Here is a 19783-nt window from a genome sequence, read left to right on the forward strand (position 1 = left end):
TGTTTAGCTGCTTAACCAGCAGAAAATTAAATTTTATTAAATCCTGTGTTAATGCCGAGCGCAGATTCCCCTAATTATCGTTGCTAAATGTACCTTCCATATTAGTGCCAAATCATCATTGATTTCTCTCAATTGGCTGGAAAGAGTAATCGCTTGCACTCTTTATTCTGGTATGGCATCGGAATTCAGGCTAATTTTTTGAGAAACAAGCCTAATTTATGAGAAAATTTTTTCCATTTTTGGAAGCTGACGCCAAGTAGTAGTTATTAAATAATATGTATCCAAACCTGGGTCTAAAATCAGATTAGAAGTATCGCCGACGCGAGCGCTCAGTCTATCAATCTCTGTAGCTAAACATTGATAGACAAAAGCGTAAGTTTCTAAACTCCACTGGCTACGACGTTTAAAGTTGTGCCAACTTTGATGAATTTATAATCATTTTCACTGGACATTAATATGTTTCCGACCTGGCTATCTGTATTTGCTAAGGCTTGAAAGTTTTTGTCTACTTGGGCTTCTAAATTTTGGGAAATTTTGAAATGCTTAAATTAGGATTTAAACTCTAATAATTTAACTGTTGAAGTTTTAGGTATGTATTCCCTAAAATGGCGCACTGGTCGCAGGTATTCATTACCGTAGATTTCTTTTTAAAATCAACCCTGCTGTTAATTTCGGCAATCAACAAACAGGTACATGACCGAGGTTAACGGTATTGCAAATAGAAAACCGATCGGGAGAATTCTTTGAGGATAACTCAGCCGATTCATTAAATGGATTGCCAGGGATTTCCTGTTCATAATGGATAGATGTCAACAAAGTTGTACTCAGAAAGTAGCCTTTGCTACTAAATTAGTTGCGAGGACGGTGGCTCTAGAAAACCACAATGCTAATACAATTAATCGGCGATAGCTGGTTTTATTTCTAATGCGTTTTCGTCCTGTTGCAACAAATATTGCGACATCCCTGTGATATCATTGGCTCAGCTCGCCTCCCACAGTCTAAAACACGTTTAGCAGTTGTGGAACGAAGAATAGTAATTTGTACTGAGATTGGAGGGGAGGATTAGAGGCTTTTAAGAATATTTACTTAAGCATAAATTTTTCTTAATACCTTGAGACAAAAAGTAAAAATTAAGTAATAACTGGGTAGTGCAAGTTTCCTGAAGCACAACAGCCGGCAGCGAGTAGGAAATACTTGTGCCATACCAGCAACTAGCAGTCAAGTCGGTTCTGCACAAAGGAACCAATAGCACCAGCAAGAGTGTTTAAATAAGTATCTGCAGTTGAGTGTTCAGGAGCGATCGCGAATTGTGTAAAGTGAGGCAGAGGGCGTATGATGAAAAGAATCTCCATAAATAAATTTCAAACGAATAAAAACCGCGACCAAAAGCAGCCCAATCCTGTAATCTTGGCTTTGGTGCTGACAGGGATTCTAGTATGGGAAATGTATCCGGCGCTAAGACATACGGCAGAAGCTAAGGCGGGCGCTCTCAAATCTTCCCTTGCCCAGTTGGAAAAGCAACCGCAGCAAACCGCGCAGCAATTTTCCTCAGCAGCGGTGCCCCAAAAAATTAGCTATTCGGTATTGGCACTTAATACTCTGATTTCCGAACCGGGCAATTTGACCGAGGCTACGCGCCAAAATCCCCCGAACAAATTGCCCGCAACCGTGGCAGCAGCGGTTCGCCAAGAGTTGTCTGACTCCACTGGCATTGCTGCGGACAAGTTGAAAGTAACTGAATCCAGGGGACAAAGTTGGCCGAATACTTGTTTAGGACTCGCGAAAGCGGATGAAATTTGCGGTCAAATGATTGTCGAAGGTTGGCGGGTTGTGGTTTCTGATGGTAGGCAAACTTGGGTTTACCGTACTAATGCTAGGGGAAATATCTTGCGTTTGGAAAAAAAGTTAGCTCGGTAAATTTGAGCCGGTGAAATCAAAAATAAACTTCCTTTTGGAACAGGCAAGATGCCTGTTCCACAAAGAGTGAATTTTGTTGTGGGTGGGGAGAACAAACAGGCAAGATGCCTGTTGCACAAAGAGTGAGTTTTGTTGTGGGTGGTTTCTTGTGGAGTGGGCTTCTAGCCCGCCCCTTACTTTAATTTGGGAGTTGGTTTCTTTCGATGATGCCCCCGCCCAACAGCACGTCTTGGTCATACCAAACGGCCGCTTGTCCGGGAGTAATGCTCAACTGCGGTTCGTCAAAAATCAACTTAACTCTTGTAGCGCTGACTTTTTTCTCTGCTTCGGAGGATTCCACAGGAATAATTGTAGCGGGGACGGGGTGCGATCGATATCGAATCTGTACCTGAGCCCGAATCGGAGCCGTCGGTGCAGCTACAGAAACCCAATTCACTTTCTGGACTGTACATTCAGATTCTACCGCCAACTGTCGATCGCCCACAATTACCCGATTGCCAACAGCATCAAGTTCAATCACATACAGCGGTTCCGGTGCAGCAATTCCGAGTCCCTTCCGCTGACCGATTGTATAGTGGTGAACGCCGTCGTGCTGTCCGAGCACCCGCCCTGACTTGTCCACAATGTCACCCTTTTGCGGCGCAATATACTTATCCAGAAAAGCCCGCATCGAACCGTTACTTTCCACCAAGCATAAATCCTGACTTTCCGGCTTATCAGCAGTTGTCAAGCCAAATTCCGCCGCAATTCTGCGAGTTTCTGTCTTGGTAATTTCCCCCAAAGGAAATTCCGTACCCGCCAACAAATCCTGTGTTAGATCGTACAAGAAATAAGACTGATCTTTTGCAGGGTCGATCGCCCGCAGCAACTGATAGCGACCTGTAGCAGCATCGTAAATAATCCGAGCGTAGTGTCCTGTAGCTATTTTTTCAATTCCGAGTTCTTCGCGAGCATACTTAAGCATTGGCCCGAACTTCACAGTTTTATTGCACTGCGAACAAGGCAAAGGCGTAACTCCTGCACTGTAACCCTCCACCAAATAATCGACAATACTTGCCTGAAAGACCTCGCGGCTGTCCACAATGTGGTGGGGAACGCCCAAATCTTCGCAAATTTTAGCTGCATCGACCATTCCCTCAGAGCAGCACTGACCTTTGCCCTTCATCAACCACAGCGTTAAACCCACCACTTCATATCCCTGATGGTGTAAAATTGCGGCTGCTGCGGAACTATCGACCCCGCCGGAGAGGCCTACAACAATCTTGTTCATGGTTGGGGAGAAATTGCTATTTTACTGTTACTTTGTTCGATCGAGCTAATTCATTGTAGCACTAAAATACTACAAACGGCCACTGCTGCTGTTAGCTGAAAGCTTACCACCACTGTAATCGAAATGACTATTCAAAAATTTGTTGTTACCGCCGACCAAATGCGGCAAATAGAAACGAGAATCTTTGCTGCGGGAATGCCAGTCGCAGCTTTAATGGAAAAAGTCGCGGGACTGATTGCTAGACGCATTCAGCAGCTTTTGAAGGTGGAAGGAAGTGGGCCAACTAGCAGTGGACGGGATTTAACGGATAGAAGAAAAAGGGAAGAAGGGAAAAATCTTGTTAATTCTCAATTGCCAATTATCGGCGTATTGGTTGGGCCCGGACACAACGGCGGCGATGCTTTGGTTGTTGCCCGCGAATTGCACTTTCAAGGGTTCCAAGTAGTTATTTACTGCCCGTTTTCTAAACTAAAAGAACTTACAAAAAATCACGCTGATTATGCGCGTTATTTAAATATTAGATTTGTTGACAAAATTGAACCGCTGAAAAACTGCGGTTTGCTCGTAGATGGTTTATTTGGATTTGGATTAGAACGAGAAATTAATAACGCCACTGCGGCAGCTATTGAGGAAATAAATAATTTAAATATACCCATTTTAAGTATAGACATTCCATCGGGAATTCATACAGATACCGGAGAAGTTTTGGGGACGGCAATTCGGGCAAAACATACATTATGTTTGGGTTTGTGGAAAATGGGATTTCTGCAAGACAGAGCCTTAGAATATATCGGGAGTTCCGAACTAATTGATTTTGATATTCCCGCAGCAGATATTGCAGCAGTATTGGGCGAAACGCCAGCAATACAACGCATTACAACAGCCTCGGCAACTCAGCATTTGCCGTTACCCCGATCGCCAATTTCGCACAAATACACCAACGGTCACTTACTAATTATTGCAGGTTCCCGCCGCTACAGCGGAGCAGCAATTTTGGCAGCATTGGGAGCAAGAGCAAGCGGCATCGGAATGCTGTCAATTGCGGTTCCTGAGTCAATTAAATCGATGTTAAGCAGTCAGTTGCCAGAGGCATTAGTTATAGGATGTCCCGAAACCCAAAGCGGTGCAATTAGCGAGTTGCCAGTAGCAATTGATTTGAGTTCTTATGATGCGATCGCCGCAGGGCCAGGTCTGACATTGGAAGCGGCAATAGCTGTAGAATCTGTACTGGAGAGCGATCGACCTCTGGTTTTAGATGCTGACGGTTTAAATATCCTCGCTCAACTCGGCACAGTCCCCATTTTGTCCGAACGCTCAGCACTGACAATTATCACGCCTCACCCGGGCGAATTCAAGCGTTTATTTCCCGAATTAGCCGACGAAACGGGCGAGGATCGAATTGCGGCAACTCAAGCAGCAGCTCAGCTTTGCGGTGCAACGGTATTGCTCAAAGGAGCCAGAGTTTGCATAAGTTGGAAGGAGGAGGGCGATTCCCTAGGGGATAGCTACGCTTCACGTACCATCACCTACCTCAATCCCGAAAGCACCCCAGCCCTCGCCAGAGGCGGCAGCGGCGACGTTCTTACAGGCTTGTTAGGGGGACTATTAGCAACTGCGATCGCCCGCAAATCCCCCCCCCAATCAGTTGCAGCAACAGCAGCTTGGTGGCACGCTCAAGCCGGAATCATGGCTGCCAAAGAACGGACGGAATTAGGAGTAGATGCCTTTACTTTGACACAGTATTTAATTCCCACATTGCGAGAATTTGCTTAGTAAACAATCAACAGTAGTTGGTAGGGTGCGCACCGCGCACCTTTATATTTTGTAGCGTGTGTACCCCGCACCTTACCCCTTAGTTTGTAGTGACAACGAAAGTCCTCATCAAAATATTACAACTTGCATTCCTTACGGCAAACCAACGGGTAACTCAAACCCGTGACACTCACATGAGTGACACTTCAAAAAGTGACTGTGCACTCACAAAGCCCACCAGTTATACCTGAAATATCAAAGACCAAAACTTAAATCTTGAGAGGAACCACATTATGTATACCGAAGAAAGAAGCTTGAACAATGAAACTATGGCTCTTGTCGCCGATACTACTGCTCAATCAACTCTGGCATTTTCTGAAACCACTGGAGTAAACAAACCCACTTTACAAATGGGTTCAACAGGTCAAGCTGTCAAGGAACTGCAACAGCTTCTATATCATTGGGCCTATTATTTTGGCCCGATGGACGGTATCTTCGGCGTCCAAGTTCAAAACGCGGTCAAAGGCTACCAACACCGCGTCTTTTTAAAAGAAGATGGGATTGTCGGCCCTATCACTTGGGAAGCACTATACTCTGGTGCACCTGTGAATATGCCGGTAGTAATGAAGGGCAGTTCTGGTAATGCTGTTAAAATTGTTCAGAATGTCTTGAAAATCAATGGATACTATTTCGGCTTCATTGACGGATCCTTCGGGACGATGACAGATGTAGCAGTGCGACAATTGCAAATTAGCATGGCTTTACCGCAAGATGGAATTGTCGGCTACAGAACTTGGCACGCCCTCAGCAAGTTGCCACACTAATGACGGGTTGGATTCACTTTCAGTGATATCGCCCAAAATCCGTAGATAAATTAGGGATTTAGGCAAAGCCAAAATCCCTAATTTTCCTTAAGGGGAAGGCAGCGCGCGGGAAGGGGCGCCAATTCTGTTACCGTTCCCGGCGATTAAAAATATTCTTAAATTTCCTATGTTTTTTTGTTAGTATATCTTAGGAAATTGGGAGTCATTAGATTTTAGATTTTGTATTGACCCCAGGGATAAATTAGGGGGCTTGAGGATTTTAGATTTTGGATTGATTCCACGGAGAAATTAGGGGGCTTGTACCATCAAGAAATTTTTGGTCACAATCCGGTTTATTTCCCTTCTGATTTAGTTGTAAATAGTTGCACTCAGAAAATTATTATTATTCCGATACTTACCTAACAAGATTTAGGCATGGGGGGCTTATTCCCGGTTTATACGAAAATTTCCAGGTTGAGTAACGAGAAATTTAGGAATCAACCGGGTTTTTAAGCCAAGCGCGCGCAAGTCCCGAACTAGCCTTTGATGAACTTTTCTAATTTGTGAGCCATCTTCTCTATAATTCCCTCTGAAGTATCTGCAGCCGATGATTCAGCTTCAATACGCTTGACCACATCCTCTGAAAGATTCAGCAACTGCACTAATTTTTGATAAGCTGCGGCTTCTTCAGCGTTAATTTTGGGTTCATCGGGAGTGCGAGAACTAGAAGAAATCACTTCATAGCCGAGTTGCAAAACTAATTCCTTTTCATCTTGAGTTTCTAGTTGACCGATCAACTCGTCAAGGGGGATATTTTGCATGATGTAATCCCGCAGTTCTTGTTGCATTTGTTGTCCGTCGGTATCTGGGGCAAACAAACGACAAAAGCGATCGAGCATTAAATTAACTTCTTCTGTGGCGAGTTCGCCGTCAGCCCACGCCATAGAAGTAACAATCCTCAGCAGATTCATCTGGCGGGGTGTAATTGATGGAGGAGGTGGGGTTTGCATAATCAAAATTGGTAATTGGTAATTGAAATTGGGAATTGGGAATTGAGCCTGATTCCTTCTTGTCTTTTGTTTCCCGTTCCCTTTTATTTATGTCACAATTTTGATAGAGGAACTCCCAGCCATCCAGTAAAGTTTTGTTTCTGAATAGCGGTGGGCTGTTCCACCGGCACGATCGAGTAGCGGCCAGGGCGGGGCGGCGCGAGAGTCACACGACGAGTCCGCAGTTCGTCTTGGTGAAAAACTGTCACCTCTATGGTGTCCCCCGGCTGATAATCTTTAAGCCTCTCGCCCGCTTGTTCTGAATTTACCCGAAAACCTTCGATCGCCAGCAACTCGTCCCCAGCGTCAATTCCCGCCAATTGTGCCGGAGAGCCTATTTCGACAAATTTAACCATTTCCCGCCCGTTTTCGGCTCCCAACGTCCAACCGATGCGAGGCGTTCGGTCAGTTTCATCTACCTCAATTTGCAGCCCAAAAGGTTCGAGATATTTGTTGTAAGGCAACTCTTCTGTGCCGTCTATATAGCGCGCAAAAAAGTCGCTCAAATCGATGCCGGCGACTGACTCGATCGCACTTTGCAACTCTTCGGGAGTAAAGCCTATTTCTGCGGGCAGCGAAGGAGAATTTAACTCTCCGTTTGATGTCAAATGCGCCGACTTGCCATCTGTTTCCGACTTCAGGTCAAAATCGCCATTTTGGGCAGAATTAGCATTGCCAAACTGCTGCCACATCAAACGCATCACATCGTCGAGCGATCGCTCGTTGCCGTGTCTAGCTCGAATCAACAAATCGAGCAAAAACGAAACAACTTCCCCTTTCAAATAATAGGAAATCTGCGAATTATCACTGTTAGCATCCCGGCGATAAAGTTTAATCCAAGCATCCCAGCTCGACTCGCTCAGAGGCTGAACGCTGCGCCCCGGAGTCGTCTGCAAGCGAGTAATTTCCTTAGCCATACCTTGGAAAAAACCTTTGACGTTGTATAGACCAGCTCGAAAAGGAATCACCAAATCGTAATAACTGGTAGTGCCTTCAGAAAACCATAAAGAAGGAGTGTAATTCTCTTTTTCGTAGTCAAATACTTCCAGAGCTTTCGGTCGAATGCGCTTGACATTCCACAGGTGAAAAAACTCGTGAGCTACCAACTGAATAAAGCGTTCATACTTTTCCTTGGCCCGAAAACCAAAACGCGGATAGTTGAGAGTGCAACTCTCCTTGTGTTCCAAACCGCCAAAACCAGAGCCGGACAAATGCAGGAAAAACACATAGCGTTCGTAAGGCAAGCCGCCGAACATTTTTGCCTCGACTTCGATCACTTTTTGGATGTCTCGAATCGTGCGATCTGGTTCTAAATTGCCTTTCCCCCAAACAACTAGCTGGTGGGGTTTTCCCATGACTTCAAACTCGTACACTTCATGATAGCCAATCTCAAAAGGACTGTCTACGAGAGTGTCAAAATCCGCAGCAGCGAAAGTAAGATTTTGGCCGGGAACAGGTGGCAAAGTAGTAACGGTGCGCCATTGGGGCTTCGGTGGCACAACATTCACGGTGTAGCAGTTGCTCTCAAAACCAGGCAAGAAAAAACACAAAGCCGCTGGATTGAAATAACCGTGAGTCGAGTCTAAATGATTGGTTCGCACTGTCAGTTCGTTGGCAAAAATGCGGTAGCGAACCGTGACATCTGACACCGAATCGGTCTCGATTTGCCAGTGATTTTTGCTTTTCTTGCGCCAAGGTAAAGCACGCGCGGCGTAGCTATCCCGCAGGGAATCGCCCGCCTGGGAGCTAAAATCTTGCAGGTGGCGGGCGTACTCTCGAACCAAGTAAGAACCGGGAGTCCAGACAGGCATTTTTAAATCCAGAACCGGTTCCGACCAACCTTGCACGCGCAAAGTTACTTCAAAGAGATGGGATTCAGGATTGGGCATCGCCACCGAATATTGAATTGTCGGTGCTGTTAGTTGCCCCTGACGGTTGCCGGCAGCGGACGAGGTATCCAAAGAAGTAACATCAGTCATTGACTTGCCAAATTAATCAAGTGCTTGAGGTTGATCAAATGGATAGTTTGGTGGTCTGGATCGATATTGATCCAACCTTTACTATCGAGTTTTTCCATAATTTTGCTGGTTTCATCTAGGGTGATATCTGTCACATCAGCTAAGTCTTCATAAGGAATATTGAAGATATCTTTGCCCTCAGCAGTTTTCTGACCGTAGTTTTCTGCCAGCTCGACTAAAGTATTTGCTAGTTTAACCGCTGGCTGCCGGTTTCGGAGTTGATAGCGGAGATTGGTTTGGCGGAGTCGCCGCACCATCAGTTGCAGCATCCGGTGGTGCAATTGCGGGTCTTTAAACAAGGTTTGGATAAATCGCTGAGCTGTGACGCTGAGAAGTCGCACGGGCGATAGAGCAAGTACGTCATTCGATCGGGGAGATTCGTCCAGAATGGCCATTTCGCCGAAGAAGGCACCCCGTCCTAAAATAGCCATTGATACAGCTCGATCGTTTGACAAGCGCCGGACTTTTACCCAGCCAGACACGACAAAGTAAATCGCGTTGCCCCAAGAATCCTCCATCACCACAGCTCGGCCCGGGGGATACTCATGCTTAACGGCATTTGATAGTAGCCCTCCCAAGGTTTCTGGGTTAGCACCCTTAAATAGAGGGAATAGCTCACTGAAAGCTTCTGTCTTCATGCAAACTCGCGGAGGTGGGAAATATGATTAGGCGACACCCAACAGCTAGGGAACGATCGATGTTTGGGAACACAAACAATCCGTTGCTCCTTTAATTGATGATAAGGGTGCAGAGGCCCGGTTCACGTAAAATTGGTAGATTCTTTAATCTTAAACGGGTTTACAAGCCGGCCACTGCCTGTTGAACTTTACCCAACAGAGGTTCTATGTATTCCGGCCAGCCGATCGCGATTGACTGTGTGTGGGCCAGAGTTTCCGGCTCGATCGCATCTTTAGTCCACCTCAGCGGTTGACCTTGCAAGTCGCAACAAACCAATCCGGCTGCTTTTGCTAAAGCCAGAGGACCGGCGGTATCCCACACTTTAACTCTGCCGTTGAGATACAGGTACAAACCGGCTCTACCGAAGATAACTTCCATTACTTTTAAGCCAAAGCTGCCCAGCGAGTAAAATTCGGCTCCGGGGATGCTTTGGGCGATCGCCCGGGCGTAGTTTTTCTGGTCTTTGTCTCCGAGAATAATTTTACAATTTTCCGCTGTCGGAGCCGGCGGTTTGCACAGCGCGATCGGCTGCGGCCCTTGGTTTCCCACACTTTGGAACAATCCCCAATTTTTGCCGCCAAAATACATTTGGTCAAAAGCTGGGGCGTAGAGCCAGCCGGCCACCGGTTCCCCTTCAAGCAGCAGCCCCACCATCGAAGCGTAGTGAAGTTTTCCCCGAATAAATTCTTCAGTCCCGTCGAGGGGATCGATGCACCAGAGGCGCTGGTAATTAGCTCGGTAAGCTGCTCTGGAGGCGCTGTTTTCCTCGGTGATCCTGCCGTCTTCAGGAAACAAAGCGCTAAATGCTTCCGATAGTTGTCGGTCTAGGTATTGATCGATACTCGTCACGTAGTCGTTCGGCCCTTTCTCGGAAACTTCAAAAGGTTCGGCTGCTAGCTTGTAAGCTTCTTGACCGCACTCGCGTAGGGTGTAGCGAATTTTTTGGTCTTGCTCTGGAGAAATATACATGAGGTTAAACATAAATTCTTTAGCTAACTTCAGCATAAAAGCTTAAGTCCTTTGAATCGATCGGCGGGTGTCACTGTTTTTGATTCGTACAGGATTTGCGCCCGGTTGTCCGTAAACCCGCTTTCCTAAGCATGAGGGCCGTTGCTATACAAGCCCCAGACAGGATTGGTGAAATTAAAAAAATTTAGATATGACTGAGAACCCCCAGATTCATCATGTGTAGAGTCAATCTAAAATCTAAAATCTAAAATCTAAAATCGACTGACTGACCGCACCACCACTTTCAATAGTTAAGGATAGAATTTTCTGAGGTTAGATAATTTGTGCCATCACCAAATTGCAGTTTGTTTGGGGGGCAATAAATATGCTGCTGGAGTGCAGTTTTTACTGGAAGCAATGGCGTGCAAGCGCTCGGTCGTCATCACTGTGACTCAAGGTAGGGTCGATTATTTAGCTGCCCCGGATCTTGGCCAAGTGGTAAATGTGGGAGATGCAACAGGTTTGCGGGAGGCGATCGTCAATTTGCTAAAAAATCCTCAACAAGCTGAATCTCAAGCGCAGCCAGGCTACAAAATGGTTGTGAACCCACAACAGCGAACTTTATATCGATGTTTTGGTCGAGAAATTGCGATGCTTTAATAAAACTGTAAGGTGCACCGAGGCGCACCATAACTCACGTCCGGATGATGCAGCAAAATGCACACCTTACTGCTATAAATAGAAGGTCAATAAGTCATATTTAAAAAGTAATGAGTTATGAGTTGCAATTACGAATTTAATCTTACAGCAGTTATTCACCCCTACTCAATCAACAGGGTTTTCAACACATAATCGAAAGCCTCAAACAAGTATTTTCGTCCATCCAACCCTGTTGATGCACCCATGATTATCTTACTCAAGACTCAAAACTCAAAACTATTAAGACTCCCGTCCACTCGCCCACTTATCCCGCCATTTCACAGTCCCTTCCGAAACTAAAACCCAGCGGCGACAAACCAGATTTTCTCGGAGAGGCGACAGTCCTTCCCGTAGAAGTGCATACTTATAAGAAATCAACTTCCCCGCACTTTCATTAAAAGGAATTTCACCAAACCAAGTATTAGTATTGATATACTCCAAGGGGAAACCCTTACTAATATCCCAATTCCCCAATTCAGGACAATCTCCAATCACCACAATTCTTTCACCAGGCTGAGTTCTAACGCTGTTAAGCTGGGCCCGCACAATAGTTTTTGCCTTAACTCGCTCTCCGACGCGGCTAAAAATCATTACTTCTCGCGCACCCAATTCTAAGTTGTACAGCATTCCATCTTTAACTTCAAACTTACGGCGGGATAAAACCTCCGTATGCTCTCCATCAGGCAGCTCAGTATCAACCTCTTTAATTGTAACAGCATTGCCACGATTCATCGCTACAAACACCACAGAATCGCGATAGCGGCGCACGTAACAATAAACATCAGCAGTTAGATATTTTTGCCACTGACTCCCCATCGAAATAGCTGGATTCAGCCGCCGCAATCCCGACAGCAACCGCACATCCCGGTAAATTGGCGAATCAGTATCCCACTTTTCCATCATCGGCCGGTTGTATGGGTCATTGCCCCCATCTGTATCATCATGCAAATACTGTTCGGTGCCGTAATAAATGCAGGGAATGCCGCGAGTCGTCATAATTAAACATATCGCCAACTGCAGCATTTCTGGATCGGGATTCAACGACTGAAACCTCGGCATATCGTGGTTGTCAATAAAAGTAATCAACTCCGTCGCGCCGTAGTAGCGGTGATCTAAATTCAGGACATCTTGGACTAACTTAAATCCTGCGTCGGCACCCTTTCCTAATACTTCTCGAATGGCCACGCACAGACCAAAATCTAAAATAGTCATCCCCGACTCGTTGACAAATTCCACAGAACGATCATTTCGAGGATCGCTGTAAATCCATTCGCCAAAAATGAAAACATCAGGTCTGTGTGTTAAAATGTCAGCAGTAAATTCCTGCCAAAACCAAATAGGCATATGCTTGACTGTATCAACCCGCAAAGCATCAACACCTCTGTCCAGCCATTGTTTAATTGCTGACTTAATGTAATTCCGGTAGGCAATATTATTTTCGTTGAAAGTTGCTAAACCCGACAGTTCGCAGTTTTGGACTTGCCATTCATCTTCCCAGTTGGTGACTTCGCCATAGTGGTGATACCAGTCATCTTCATCGTCATTAAAGTCAGCTATTTTTACGCCGTCGTCGTAGAGTTCCCCTTTTTTACCGCTAAAATCTGGGTTGCTGTGATTGCAGACAATATCGAGTACGAGTTTCATGTTTCGCTGGTGCAACTCGTGTACTAATTTGTCAAATACCGTATCTTTACTTTCTTGTGTTTGGTTAATAGAAGGATTGTCGCCTTTGGCAATAAAGCGGGGATTTAGTCGCTTGAAATCTTTAGTCCAGTAGCCATGAATTGCAGCTTGTTCGACAAATAATGCTTCAACTTGCTCGAACAGTGGCGTCAGCCAAACTGCGCTAACTCCCATATCTTTTAAGTAATCGAGTTTGTCAATAACTCCCTGCAAGTCGCCGCCCCAATATCTGCCCCAATCTTTGCCTTCTGGATCGTAAAGTTCTGGGTTTGGGCCTTCGTTATTTGTGGGGTCGCCGTCGTAAAAGCGATCGACTACAATGAAATAAATTGTTTCTTGTCGGAATTCAATGTCTCTGGTGTAGAGGAATTCTAAATCGAGTTCGCTTTCTGGCTTAACTTCTTCTACCAGAGACTCAATTTTTTCTTCTGGTTCGCTAACTTCGTATTGAGAGGAAGTTTGATTGGGAGTGACTGATGTCATGAGATGTATTTTTTTATATTGTAAGATTGGTCAGTTATTGGGATCTCAAGTCGGAAATAGCTTTCCCCTCGGACTGAGTTTTACAGCATCATACGGAATTTACTCGTTTAAAGAAATCTTCCTTCAGAGAGAGGGCAGACTCATCCTTAAGGATTAGGTGAATGAGAGTTAATATTTAGCGTAATTCTCCCTCAAAGAGGCAGATCCTCAAACACCTGCCGTACCAGACTAAGCCTGGTAATGAGAAAAGGTGTACTAATTGTGCGATCGTCGTTTTTTCCTTCCTTTCATTCCTCCCGCAAATTTTGGATATCTTCAACCCTCAAACCAATTGTTTGAGTAATGGTTTGATTGTCAATTAGATTGAGAAGCTGCCTAGGAATTTGCAGAGCAGTTTCTCCCATTCCTTGCTGCATTACTTGCTACAATTCCTGTTGTAATCCTTGTGCAAGTCGTTTATCCTTATATCTTGCACCATTGTCGCTCGCACAGGCTTTCGGGCCGATTCGACAAAGAGTTGATTTTTTTGTGGCAGGGCAGGAGAGCCCGCTCTGAAAGGATTCTTGAGAATCGTGCAACATCCCAGCTACCCTGACTATGCAGCAGTATTTAACTAGAGCGATCTACTTATCCCAAAAAAGAACGATCGCGCGACATCCACCCCAACCCTAGCTAACTACAGCCACCGCAGACTCTGGAACCTGAGAATGCTCCACCCGAAAAACATTCGCGCTCAAATTAGCAACAATTTGTTTCCCTTGCTGCGTTAGTTCCAAATAGCCGATCGCATCCTTCACATATCGATAAACCACATTCCAATAAAACTTCGGATAACCATTTCGCAACTCTCCCGGATTTTGATAGCCCAAAACCAGATTTTGCCCAGTCTCCTCAAACTCATAAAACAGCGCCGCAATCTTTTGCAAATATCGTGGATCGCTCAACTGACCAATTAAATCAGCAGCGCGCACTAAACCTGGATAATTGACAGTATCTTGATAATCTTCATCGGCAGGAACTGGGAAACGAGTCAGCTCAATATTACGCTTAACCACCTCAGCATCAATCAGTTTGTGACCGCCAAAACGCTCATCAATAAACATTTTTCCGCGATCGACATGATAAGGCGTCAAACTCGCATCCGTCGCCCCCGGAGGTAGCTTCACTTGCGAATCCTCTATCCCCGTTGCATACAGCCTCAAATCAGTTCGATCTTGCCGACAAACCCCCTTCACATACCCGATATCGTGACACAGCAAAGCAATGTGGAAATGCAACCAATGTTCACATAAAACACCACCCTCCCGGATGTGCTTGCCGCGCAGAATCTCCTGTCCCACCAAAGTCACTAAAATAGTGTGTTCCACATTGTGGTAAAGAGCATCGCTATTAGCAATATTTTCCAAAGCCATACTCGCTGCCCAAGCAATAATTTCACTATAGTCAGATTTCAACCCGCCGTAGGTGTACCGGTAGCCTTCAATCAGTCGATTTACAAAAGCATTAATCAGCAGTTCAGTTGCATTAAACATATTCACTTCCCTGAGCCCACGTAGATCATTAAATTATTTTTATAGTTATTGTTTTTGGTGCTACCGTTTAATCTTATTTTTGGCTTAAGCGCTACGATGGAGACCAACTCCTATCGAGACGCATCCATTGATATTATCAACAATTATGGCTTAAATTATGGCTCTCGCAACTACCAGATCGACACACCCCATCAATAATTGAGATAAATGGACGATCGAGGTATGACACCCCTCAATCAGCAGTATGGTGTTCCATCTTCCGTGCATACGTCAGTCGATTTTAAATTTTAGATTTACTCGACAGATACATCTGGGGGCGAGAAGTAGGATCTAAAATTTTGGGTTGCTCACCACTGTTGTCGGAAACTTGTATCTGTTTTCGCTGCTTCCGCCCAAAAACGAGAGCGATGGAAAACGCAACCCCATTAATTCCTCATACACAGGATTAAGCTTGCACATAGGCGGTATGTATAAAAGATGGTGTCCCAATAACTGAATATATCTCTCTCAAGAACACCGTGCGAGTATAACTTGGCACACCGCTAAGTTACTGGCGGCTCTCCCCCTGCATGCAGTGCTATCAAGTCACTGTCGCACTGCTTGCACGAGGCGATCGCAAAAAGTTAAGTCTTGGCACTGATTTTCCGGGAAAATACTTGTAGTCAAGTTCATGATTGATCTCAGTAATCATTACTAACAAAAACTTATAAATCACCCGACTTAATCCTCAACGAAACCCACTGTTGCTCCGGTGACGTGAATAAGTTTTATGAGTGACACTCACAGTCGCAAAATGTGATGCGAAAAGCTAGTATTTGTGATTTAAAACTCGCTAAAGTGTGAGACAGATCACGCCCTCTGTTCCCTCCAGAATGTATATTTAGATAGATGGCAATAAAATAAGACAGAATAAGTGACCGCCCTCCCTCACAGCTCCCCTCTCCCATCATCTGCGATCTACTACTCTGTATACTTACTAATATAAGGTTTCAGGCAATGATTAAACAAAAACATAAATATGCCGACCTTGCTCAACTCCCCCACACCGATACCGTGCTCCAAAAACTCCCTGCAGAAGTTAAAGAATGGGCCCAAAGCTTGCCTTGGAACCAACGGCGCTATGTCTTGTCCCTCTGCTACATATTGTGTGCATCTACTCCCGACTTGCAAGCAGAATTTTTAGATAATTATACAGCCGACGGTTTAGTATCAAAAATGTTTGAAGATGTAGATACTCTACACCGAGTCAAAGAGTATTTAATCAGATTTCGGGTCAAAAAACAATTAAACGAATCAGATTTAAGAAGCTATATCAAACAATTTTATATCCACTCAGCTCAACAATCGCGCCGAGAAACTGACCAATATTTAGAATCTGCACTCCGCTTCGTCTTGAGTACAGAAGAACGCAATAATGTTTTTAACTACATTTTGGGCTTTGAATTTATTAAAATTGTGTTTCAAATGAGCTGGTTGCAACACGAAAGATTAGCGAGACTGCAAAAAAATCAGTCGCAGTTTATTGAAACATATATCAAGCCGATTCAACACGCACACAGAATTAATGGCATAATTCTCCCGAAAGATGAGAGAATCTTTTTTGCCAGACGCACCTATTACGTTCAAATACCTAACATTTCCTACAGAAGGCTAATTGAGTTAGTCATGGCAACTTTTACTACAGAAATGGTCAGTAATTGCGGATTTTCTATCAGTCGCCACTCTCAAGCTCTGCGTTTTGACTGCGATTACATTTATGATCCAGAACCAGAAGAAGAAAGATTTCCTACTGACTTGCAATTTATTCATTGACTTGACGCAGTAAGGTGTACCTCATATGTTGCACCATTCTCAATAATCCTTTTATGAACAGGCTTTTCGGCCTGTTCCACAATAAAATTCACTCTTTGTGGAACAGGCCGAAAAGCCTGTTATTGAGAATGGTGCAAGATGTGAGGTGTACCCTACGTTGCTTTTTTCTTTTTACTTCTCTTTACTTTTATTGGCGCGTTGGACACAGGATAGTTTTTGAAGCATGGGACTTCTAGTCGGCCAGTTAAAACTGAATTTTTCAGCAAGATTTGATACAAAATAGGATGGCTGTATCAATTAACCTTCCGCTTGCATTTCTTCAATGTCAAACCAGCTAACTATCACTCCCGCTAGCGGGATTGCCAGAAATATACCTAAAAGTCCTGCTGATCTTGCCCCGACTAACAGTGCAAAAAATACCACTACCGGATTGAGGTTAAGGGAATTTTGCATCAGTCTCGGATGAATAAAGTTGTCTTGAATTTGCTGCAAAACAATGCAAGCTGCCAATACTTTTAAAGCTAGCCACACATTTTGAGACAATACAATAAAACAAACTAAGCTAATTCCCAGCGTCGCCCCGATCCCTGGAACCAAATCAAACAATCCGATAATAAATGCTAAAATTAAAGGAAATCTCACCTCTAACAGCAGGAAAACTACAAAGCTTGCTGTTGTCAAAAATAACATTAACAGAATTTGTGCCTGAAAAAATCCTAAAAAGTTTCGCTCTATTGTTAAACTTAAACGTTTGTGCAGGTGTCGAGGTATAAATTTTAGAACCAACAGCCACAGCCTCTCTCCATCAAGTAACATGAAAGAAGCCACCACCATAATTAATATTAAATTCAATAAATTGGTTAAAAATATTTGTAAAAAAGCAATACTCGAAACAACTCCAGCCAAAGCTTGATTTCGCAGTTGTTCCTCAATAACTCGCAGGTTAACTTGCAGGTTTCTTGCCCGCAGGAATGCTTCGATGCGCTCGGAAAGAGGCGCTAAAGCATTCACAAATTCAGTCATGCTGTCAATTAATTGCTGTCCTTGAGATAAAAGAGTGACGCCTACGGTGACGGTGAGACCGCCAAAAACGAAAATGGTGAGTAGGACAACGAAGGCAACAGCTAAACTTCGCGGTAAAAATCTCTGGAGAGTTCGCACCGGATAGTTGAGCAAAAAAGCCACGAGTGCAGCAATGGTGAAAACCGCGACTGCTGTTTCAAAGTAAGCTAAAAGTTGCAGTCCAGCCCAACCTGAAGCAAATAAAAGCAAAAACCGGACTAAGGCTAAATTGCTTAGCATATTCCAAAAATTGGGAGGGGTTCTTTCTTGCTCTTTCACAGGGATTTTTAGGGGTTAATATTAGAACTCAAAAATATTGCAGAGCCCTCTTTTAGAATCGCACCCAAGATATATCTGTGGCTATCCCCCTCAAGGCAGAAAAAGGGAGCATCTCATATTTGTAAAAACACTTCTTCTGGCTCCTTCCTTCTTCCTCTTTCCTCGCAGCAAGAGAGCCTCGCAGCCTCGGTTCTCAAAACTCCAATTTCTAGCGGAGGGCTGCTTTCATTGAGATGCTCCCCAGAAAACAGATGTAGAACTGAGGCAGGAGTAAGTTCTATTCACCATAAGTTCGATCGTCCGTCACGAATACCGCATAAAACACGCCCGCGATCAAACAAAGAGCCTTTTTGACTCTAAAACCGCCTCGGACTCTTTGCTGCCAGGAGAAATACTCCTGGCAGCCCTCCAACTAGGAAACAAACGCTCAAACTTGCTGGCGCCGAAAAACCGGGTTTCACTGCCAGTGGCGAAAAATTTCAACTCTGCCCCGTGGAAGATAGTATGAACAGGTCAATTTTTGGGATACTAGAAACTAGCACTCAACTTAGCTGAGGAACAAACGTGCTGCTATCAAAAGGCTTTGAAGTAGAAATGTATACCGGCACTCCCGAAGGTGAGGTTGTCGGTCTATCCGATCGCATAGTTGCCGATCTAGAGGGATTTGTCCGGGAGCCTGATAGCCGTAATGTGGAGTACACGACCGCCCCGCTGTGCAGCTACGATCGCCTGTTGTGTGCCTTAGTCAAGCCACGAGTTCGGCTGCGCGAGTATTTAAAACAATTGGGCGACTATACCTTGCTGCCGGGAAGTACCTTGTCTCTCGGAGGGAGCGATCGATTTTACCGATCCGATCCCAACAACCCCTACCACACCTACATAGAGCAAACCTACGGCACCAAAGTCGTCACCGCCAGCATTCACATCAACATCGGCATTTCCCAACCAGAAATGCTGATGCGCGCCATCCGCCTCGTCCGCGTCGAAGCACCGCTGTACCTTGCCTTGAGCGCCTCTTCCCCCTTCCTCGACGGCGAAGTCACGGGCTATCATTCGACTCGGTGGGGTTTGTTTCCCAAAACTCCCGCTATCGTCCCCCTGTTTGAAAGTCACAGACATTACATCCAGTGGACTGAAGAACAGCTAGAACTCGGTACTATGCAAAACGTCCGCCATTTGTGGTCTGCAGTGCGACCAAATGGCGATCGCCGCCCCTACTGTCTCAACCGCCTCGAACTGAGAATTTGCGACCTCGAAGTCAATCCTCTGGCTTTGTTAGCCATCACTGCCTTACTAGAAGCTCGCATCTGGCAGATGATGGAAGACCCCAGCTTAGACCCCTTAGAACTCAGCACCTTGCCTGCAGCCACCCGCAACCAAGACTTAGTTGCCCTCACAGACGCCAACGAAATTGCTGCATCCCGGCAAAGTTTGGATGCCGAACTTACCCACTGGCAAGACGGCAGAACTATTCTGGCACGAGATTGGATTGAGGAAATTTACCGCGAAGTCTGGCCTATAGCCAAAAAACGCGGCTTTAGTTGCTTTCTCTCGCCCCTCAAAAAGATTCTCCGGGAAGGCAACACGGCCCAGCAGTGGTTGAAGCTGCACGAGGGCGGTTCGGACACCCGCAGTATTATTCTGCAAGGGATTCAGGGGATGGCTCACCAAGAATGGGAGCTAGAAGACAACTTGTGCGCCCAGTTAGTTGCCTGAAGTATCGGCCGTTATGATAACGGGGGCTTTCACTAGCCCCCTGGCTATGCTTACTCGGCAAATACAAATAGCCCGAACCTCT

At 45.1% G+C, this 19783-nt stretch carries 15 protein-coding genes; 6 read left to right on the forward strand and 9 right to left on the reverse strand.

Annotation, left to right across the window (positions count from 1 at the left end; translation table 11 throughout):
* Nucleotides 1–1332: 1332 nt before the first annotated feature.
* On the forward strand, nucleotides 1333–1917 hold the full coding sequence (locus tag QUA53_RS11880) for a hypothetical protein (protein WP_333097568.1): 585 nt from the start codon (nucleotides 1333–1335) through the stop codon (nucleotides 1915–1917).
* 178 nt (nucleotides 1918–2095) lie between these two features.
* On the opposite strand, the gene mnmA is transcribed toward QUA53_RS11880, so the two are convergent.
* On the reverse strand, nucleotides 2096–3187 hold the full coding sequence (gene mnmA / locus QUA53_RS11885; protein WP_333097567.1) for a tRNA 2-thiouridine(34) synthase MnmA: 1092 nt from the start codon (nucleotides 3185–3187) through the stop codon (nucleotides 2096–2098).
* Between the two features lie 123 nt (nucleotides 3188–3310).
* Between mnmA and QUA53_RS11890 the strand changes: the two genes are divergently transcribed.
* A complete protein-coding gene (locus QUA53_RS11890; protein ID WP_333097565.1) occupies nucleotides 3311–4960 on the forward strand; it encodes an NAD(P)H-hydrate dehydratase in 1650 nt (549 codons plus the stop codon).
* A 272-nt stretch (nucleotides 4961–5232) separates the two neighbouring features.
* Nucleotides 5233–5763 (forward strand): peptidoglycan-binding protein, encoded by a 531-nt coding sequence (locus QUA53_RS11895; protein ID WP_333097564.1) that lies wholly within the window; start codon nucleotides 5233–5235, stop codon nucleotides 5761–5763.
* A 515-nt stretch (nucleotides 5764–6278) separates the two neighbouring features.
* Here the strand turns inward: QUA53_RS11895 and QUA53_RS11900 are convergent.
* From QUA53_RS11900 to QUA53_RS11915, 4 genes are all read right to left on the reverse strand, one after another.
* A complete protein-coding gene (locus QUA53_RS11900; protein WP_333097562.1) occupies nucleotides 6279–6752 on the reverse strand; it encodes a TerB family tellurite resistance protein in 474 nt (157 codons plus the stop codon).
* A 92-nt stretch (nucleotides 6753–6844) separates the two neighbouring features.
* The gene (locus QUA53_RS11905) at nucleotides 6845–8770 is read right to left on the reverse strand and encodes a M61 family metallopeptidase (protein WP_333097560.1); all 1926 of its coding nucleotides are present in this window, start codon (nucleotides 8768–8770) and stop codon (nucleotides 6845–6847) included.
* Complete coding sequence (locus QUA53_RS11910) at nucleotides 8767–9447, reverse strand: Crp/Fnr family transcriptional regulator (RefSeq protein ID WP_333068980.1); 681 nt, start codon at nucleotides 9445–9447, stop codon at nucleotides 8767–8769. The genes QUA53_RS11905 and QUA53_RS11910 overlap by 4 nt, the downstream gene beginning before the upstream one ends.
* 160 nt (nucleotides 9448–9607) lie before the next feature.
* The gene (locus QUA53_RS11915) at nucleotides 9608–10492 is read right to left on the reverse strand and encodes an inositol monophosphatase family protein (RefSeq protein WP_333097558.1); all 885 of its coding nucleotides are present in this window, start codon (nucleotides 10490–10492) and stop codon (nucleotides 9608–9610) included.
* A 285-nt stretch (nucleotides 10493–10777) separates the two neighbouring features.
* Between QUA53_RS11915 and QUA53_RS11920 the strand changes: the two genes are divergently transcribed.
* Nucleotides 10778–11095: a hypothetical protein gene (locus tag QUA53_RS11920; RefSeq protein ID WP_333248861.1), complete on the forward strand. Its 318-nt coding sequence runs from the start codon at nucleotides 10778–10780 to the stop codon at nucleotides 11093–11095.
* A gap of 279 nt (nucleotides 11096–11374) precedes the next feature.
* On the opposite strand, the gene QUA53_RS11925 is transcribed toward QUA53_RS11920, so the two are convergent.
* The 3 genes from QUA53_RS11925 to QUA53_RS29195 form a co-directional block, all read right to left on the reverse strand.
* Nucleotides 11375–13300 (reverse strand): alpha-amylase family glycosyl hydrolase, encoded by a 1926-nt coding sequence (locus QUA53_RS11925; protein ID WP_333097555.1) that lies wholly within the window; start codon nucleotides 13298–13300, stop codon nucleotides 11375–11377.
* A gap of 668 nt (nucleotides 13301–13968) precedes the next feature.
* The gene (locus QUA53_RS11930) at nucleotides 13969–14832 is read right to left on the reverse strand and encodes an Npun_R2479 family HD domain-containing metalloprotein (protein WP_333097552.1); all 864 of its coding nucleotides are present in this window, start codon (nucleotides 14830–14832) and stop codon (nucleotides 13969–13971) included.
* Nucleotides 14833–15162: 330 nt separating this feature from the next.
* Nucleotides 15163–15330: a Mo-dependent nitrogenase C-terminal domain-containing protein gene (locus tag QUA53_RS29195; protein WP_445304947.1), complete on the reverse strand. Its 168-nt coding sequence runs from the start codon at nucleotides 15328–15330 to the stop codon at nucleotides 15163–15165.
* A gap of 498 nt (nucleotides 15331–15828) precedes the next feature.
* Here QUA53_RS29195 and QUA53_RS11935 point away from each other — a divergent pair, with 498 nt between their 5' ends.
* Nucleotides 15829–16644 (forward strand): cobyrinic acid a,c-diamide synthase, encoded by an 816-nt coding sequence (locus tag QUA53_RS11935; protein WP_333097550.1) that lies wholly within the window; start codon nucleotides 15829–15831, stop codon nucleotides 16642–16644.
* 297 nt (nucleotides 16645–16941) lie between these two features.
* On the opposite strand, the gene QUA53_RS11940 is transcribed toward QUA53_RS11935, so the two are convergent.
* Nucleotides 16942–17985, reverse strand: a complete 1044-nt coding sequence (locus tag QUA53_RS11940) for an AI-2E family transporter (protein ID WP_333097548.1) — start codon at nucleotides 17983–17985, stop codon at nucleotides 16942–16944.
* A gap of 564 nt (nucleotides 17986–18549) precedes the next feature.
* On the opposite strand from QUA53_RS11940, the gene gshA reads away from it, so the two are divergent.
* A complete protein-coding gene (gene gshA, locus QUA53_RS11945) occupies nucleotides 18550–19701 on the forward strand; it encodes a glutamate--cysteine ligase (RefSeq protein ID WP_333097547.1) in 1152 nt (383 codons plus the stop codon).
* The last annotated feature ends 82 nt before the right edge of the window (nucleotides 19702–19783 follow it).

Origin of the sequence: Microcoleus sp. Pol12B3, from assembly GCF_036701355.1 — a bacterium.
Classification (GTDB): domain Bacteria; phylum Cyanobacteriota; class Cyanobacteriia; order Cyanobacteriales; family Microcoleaceae; genus Microcoleus.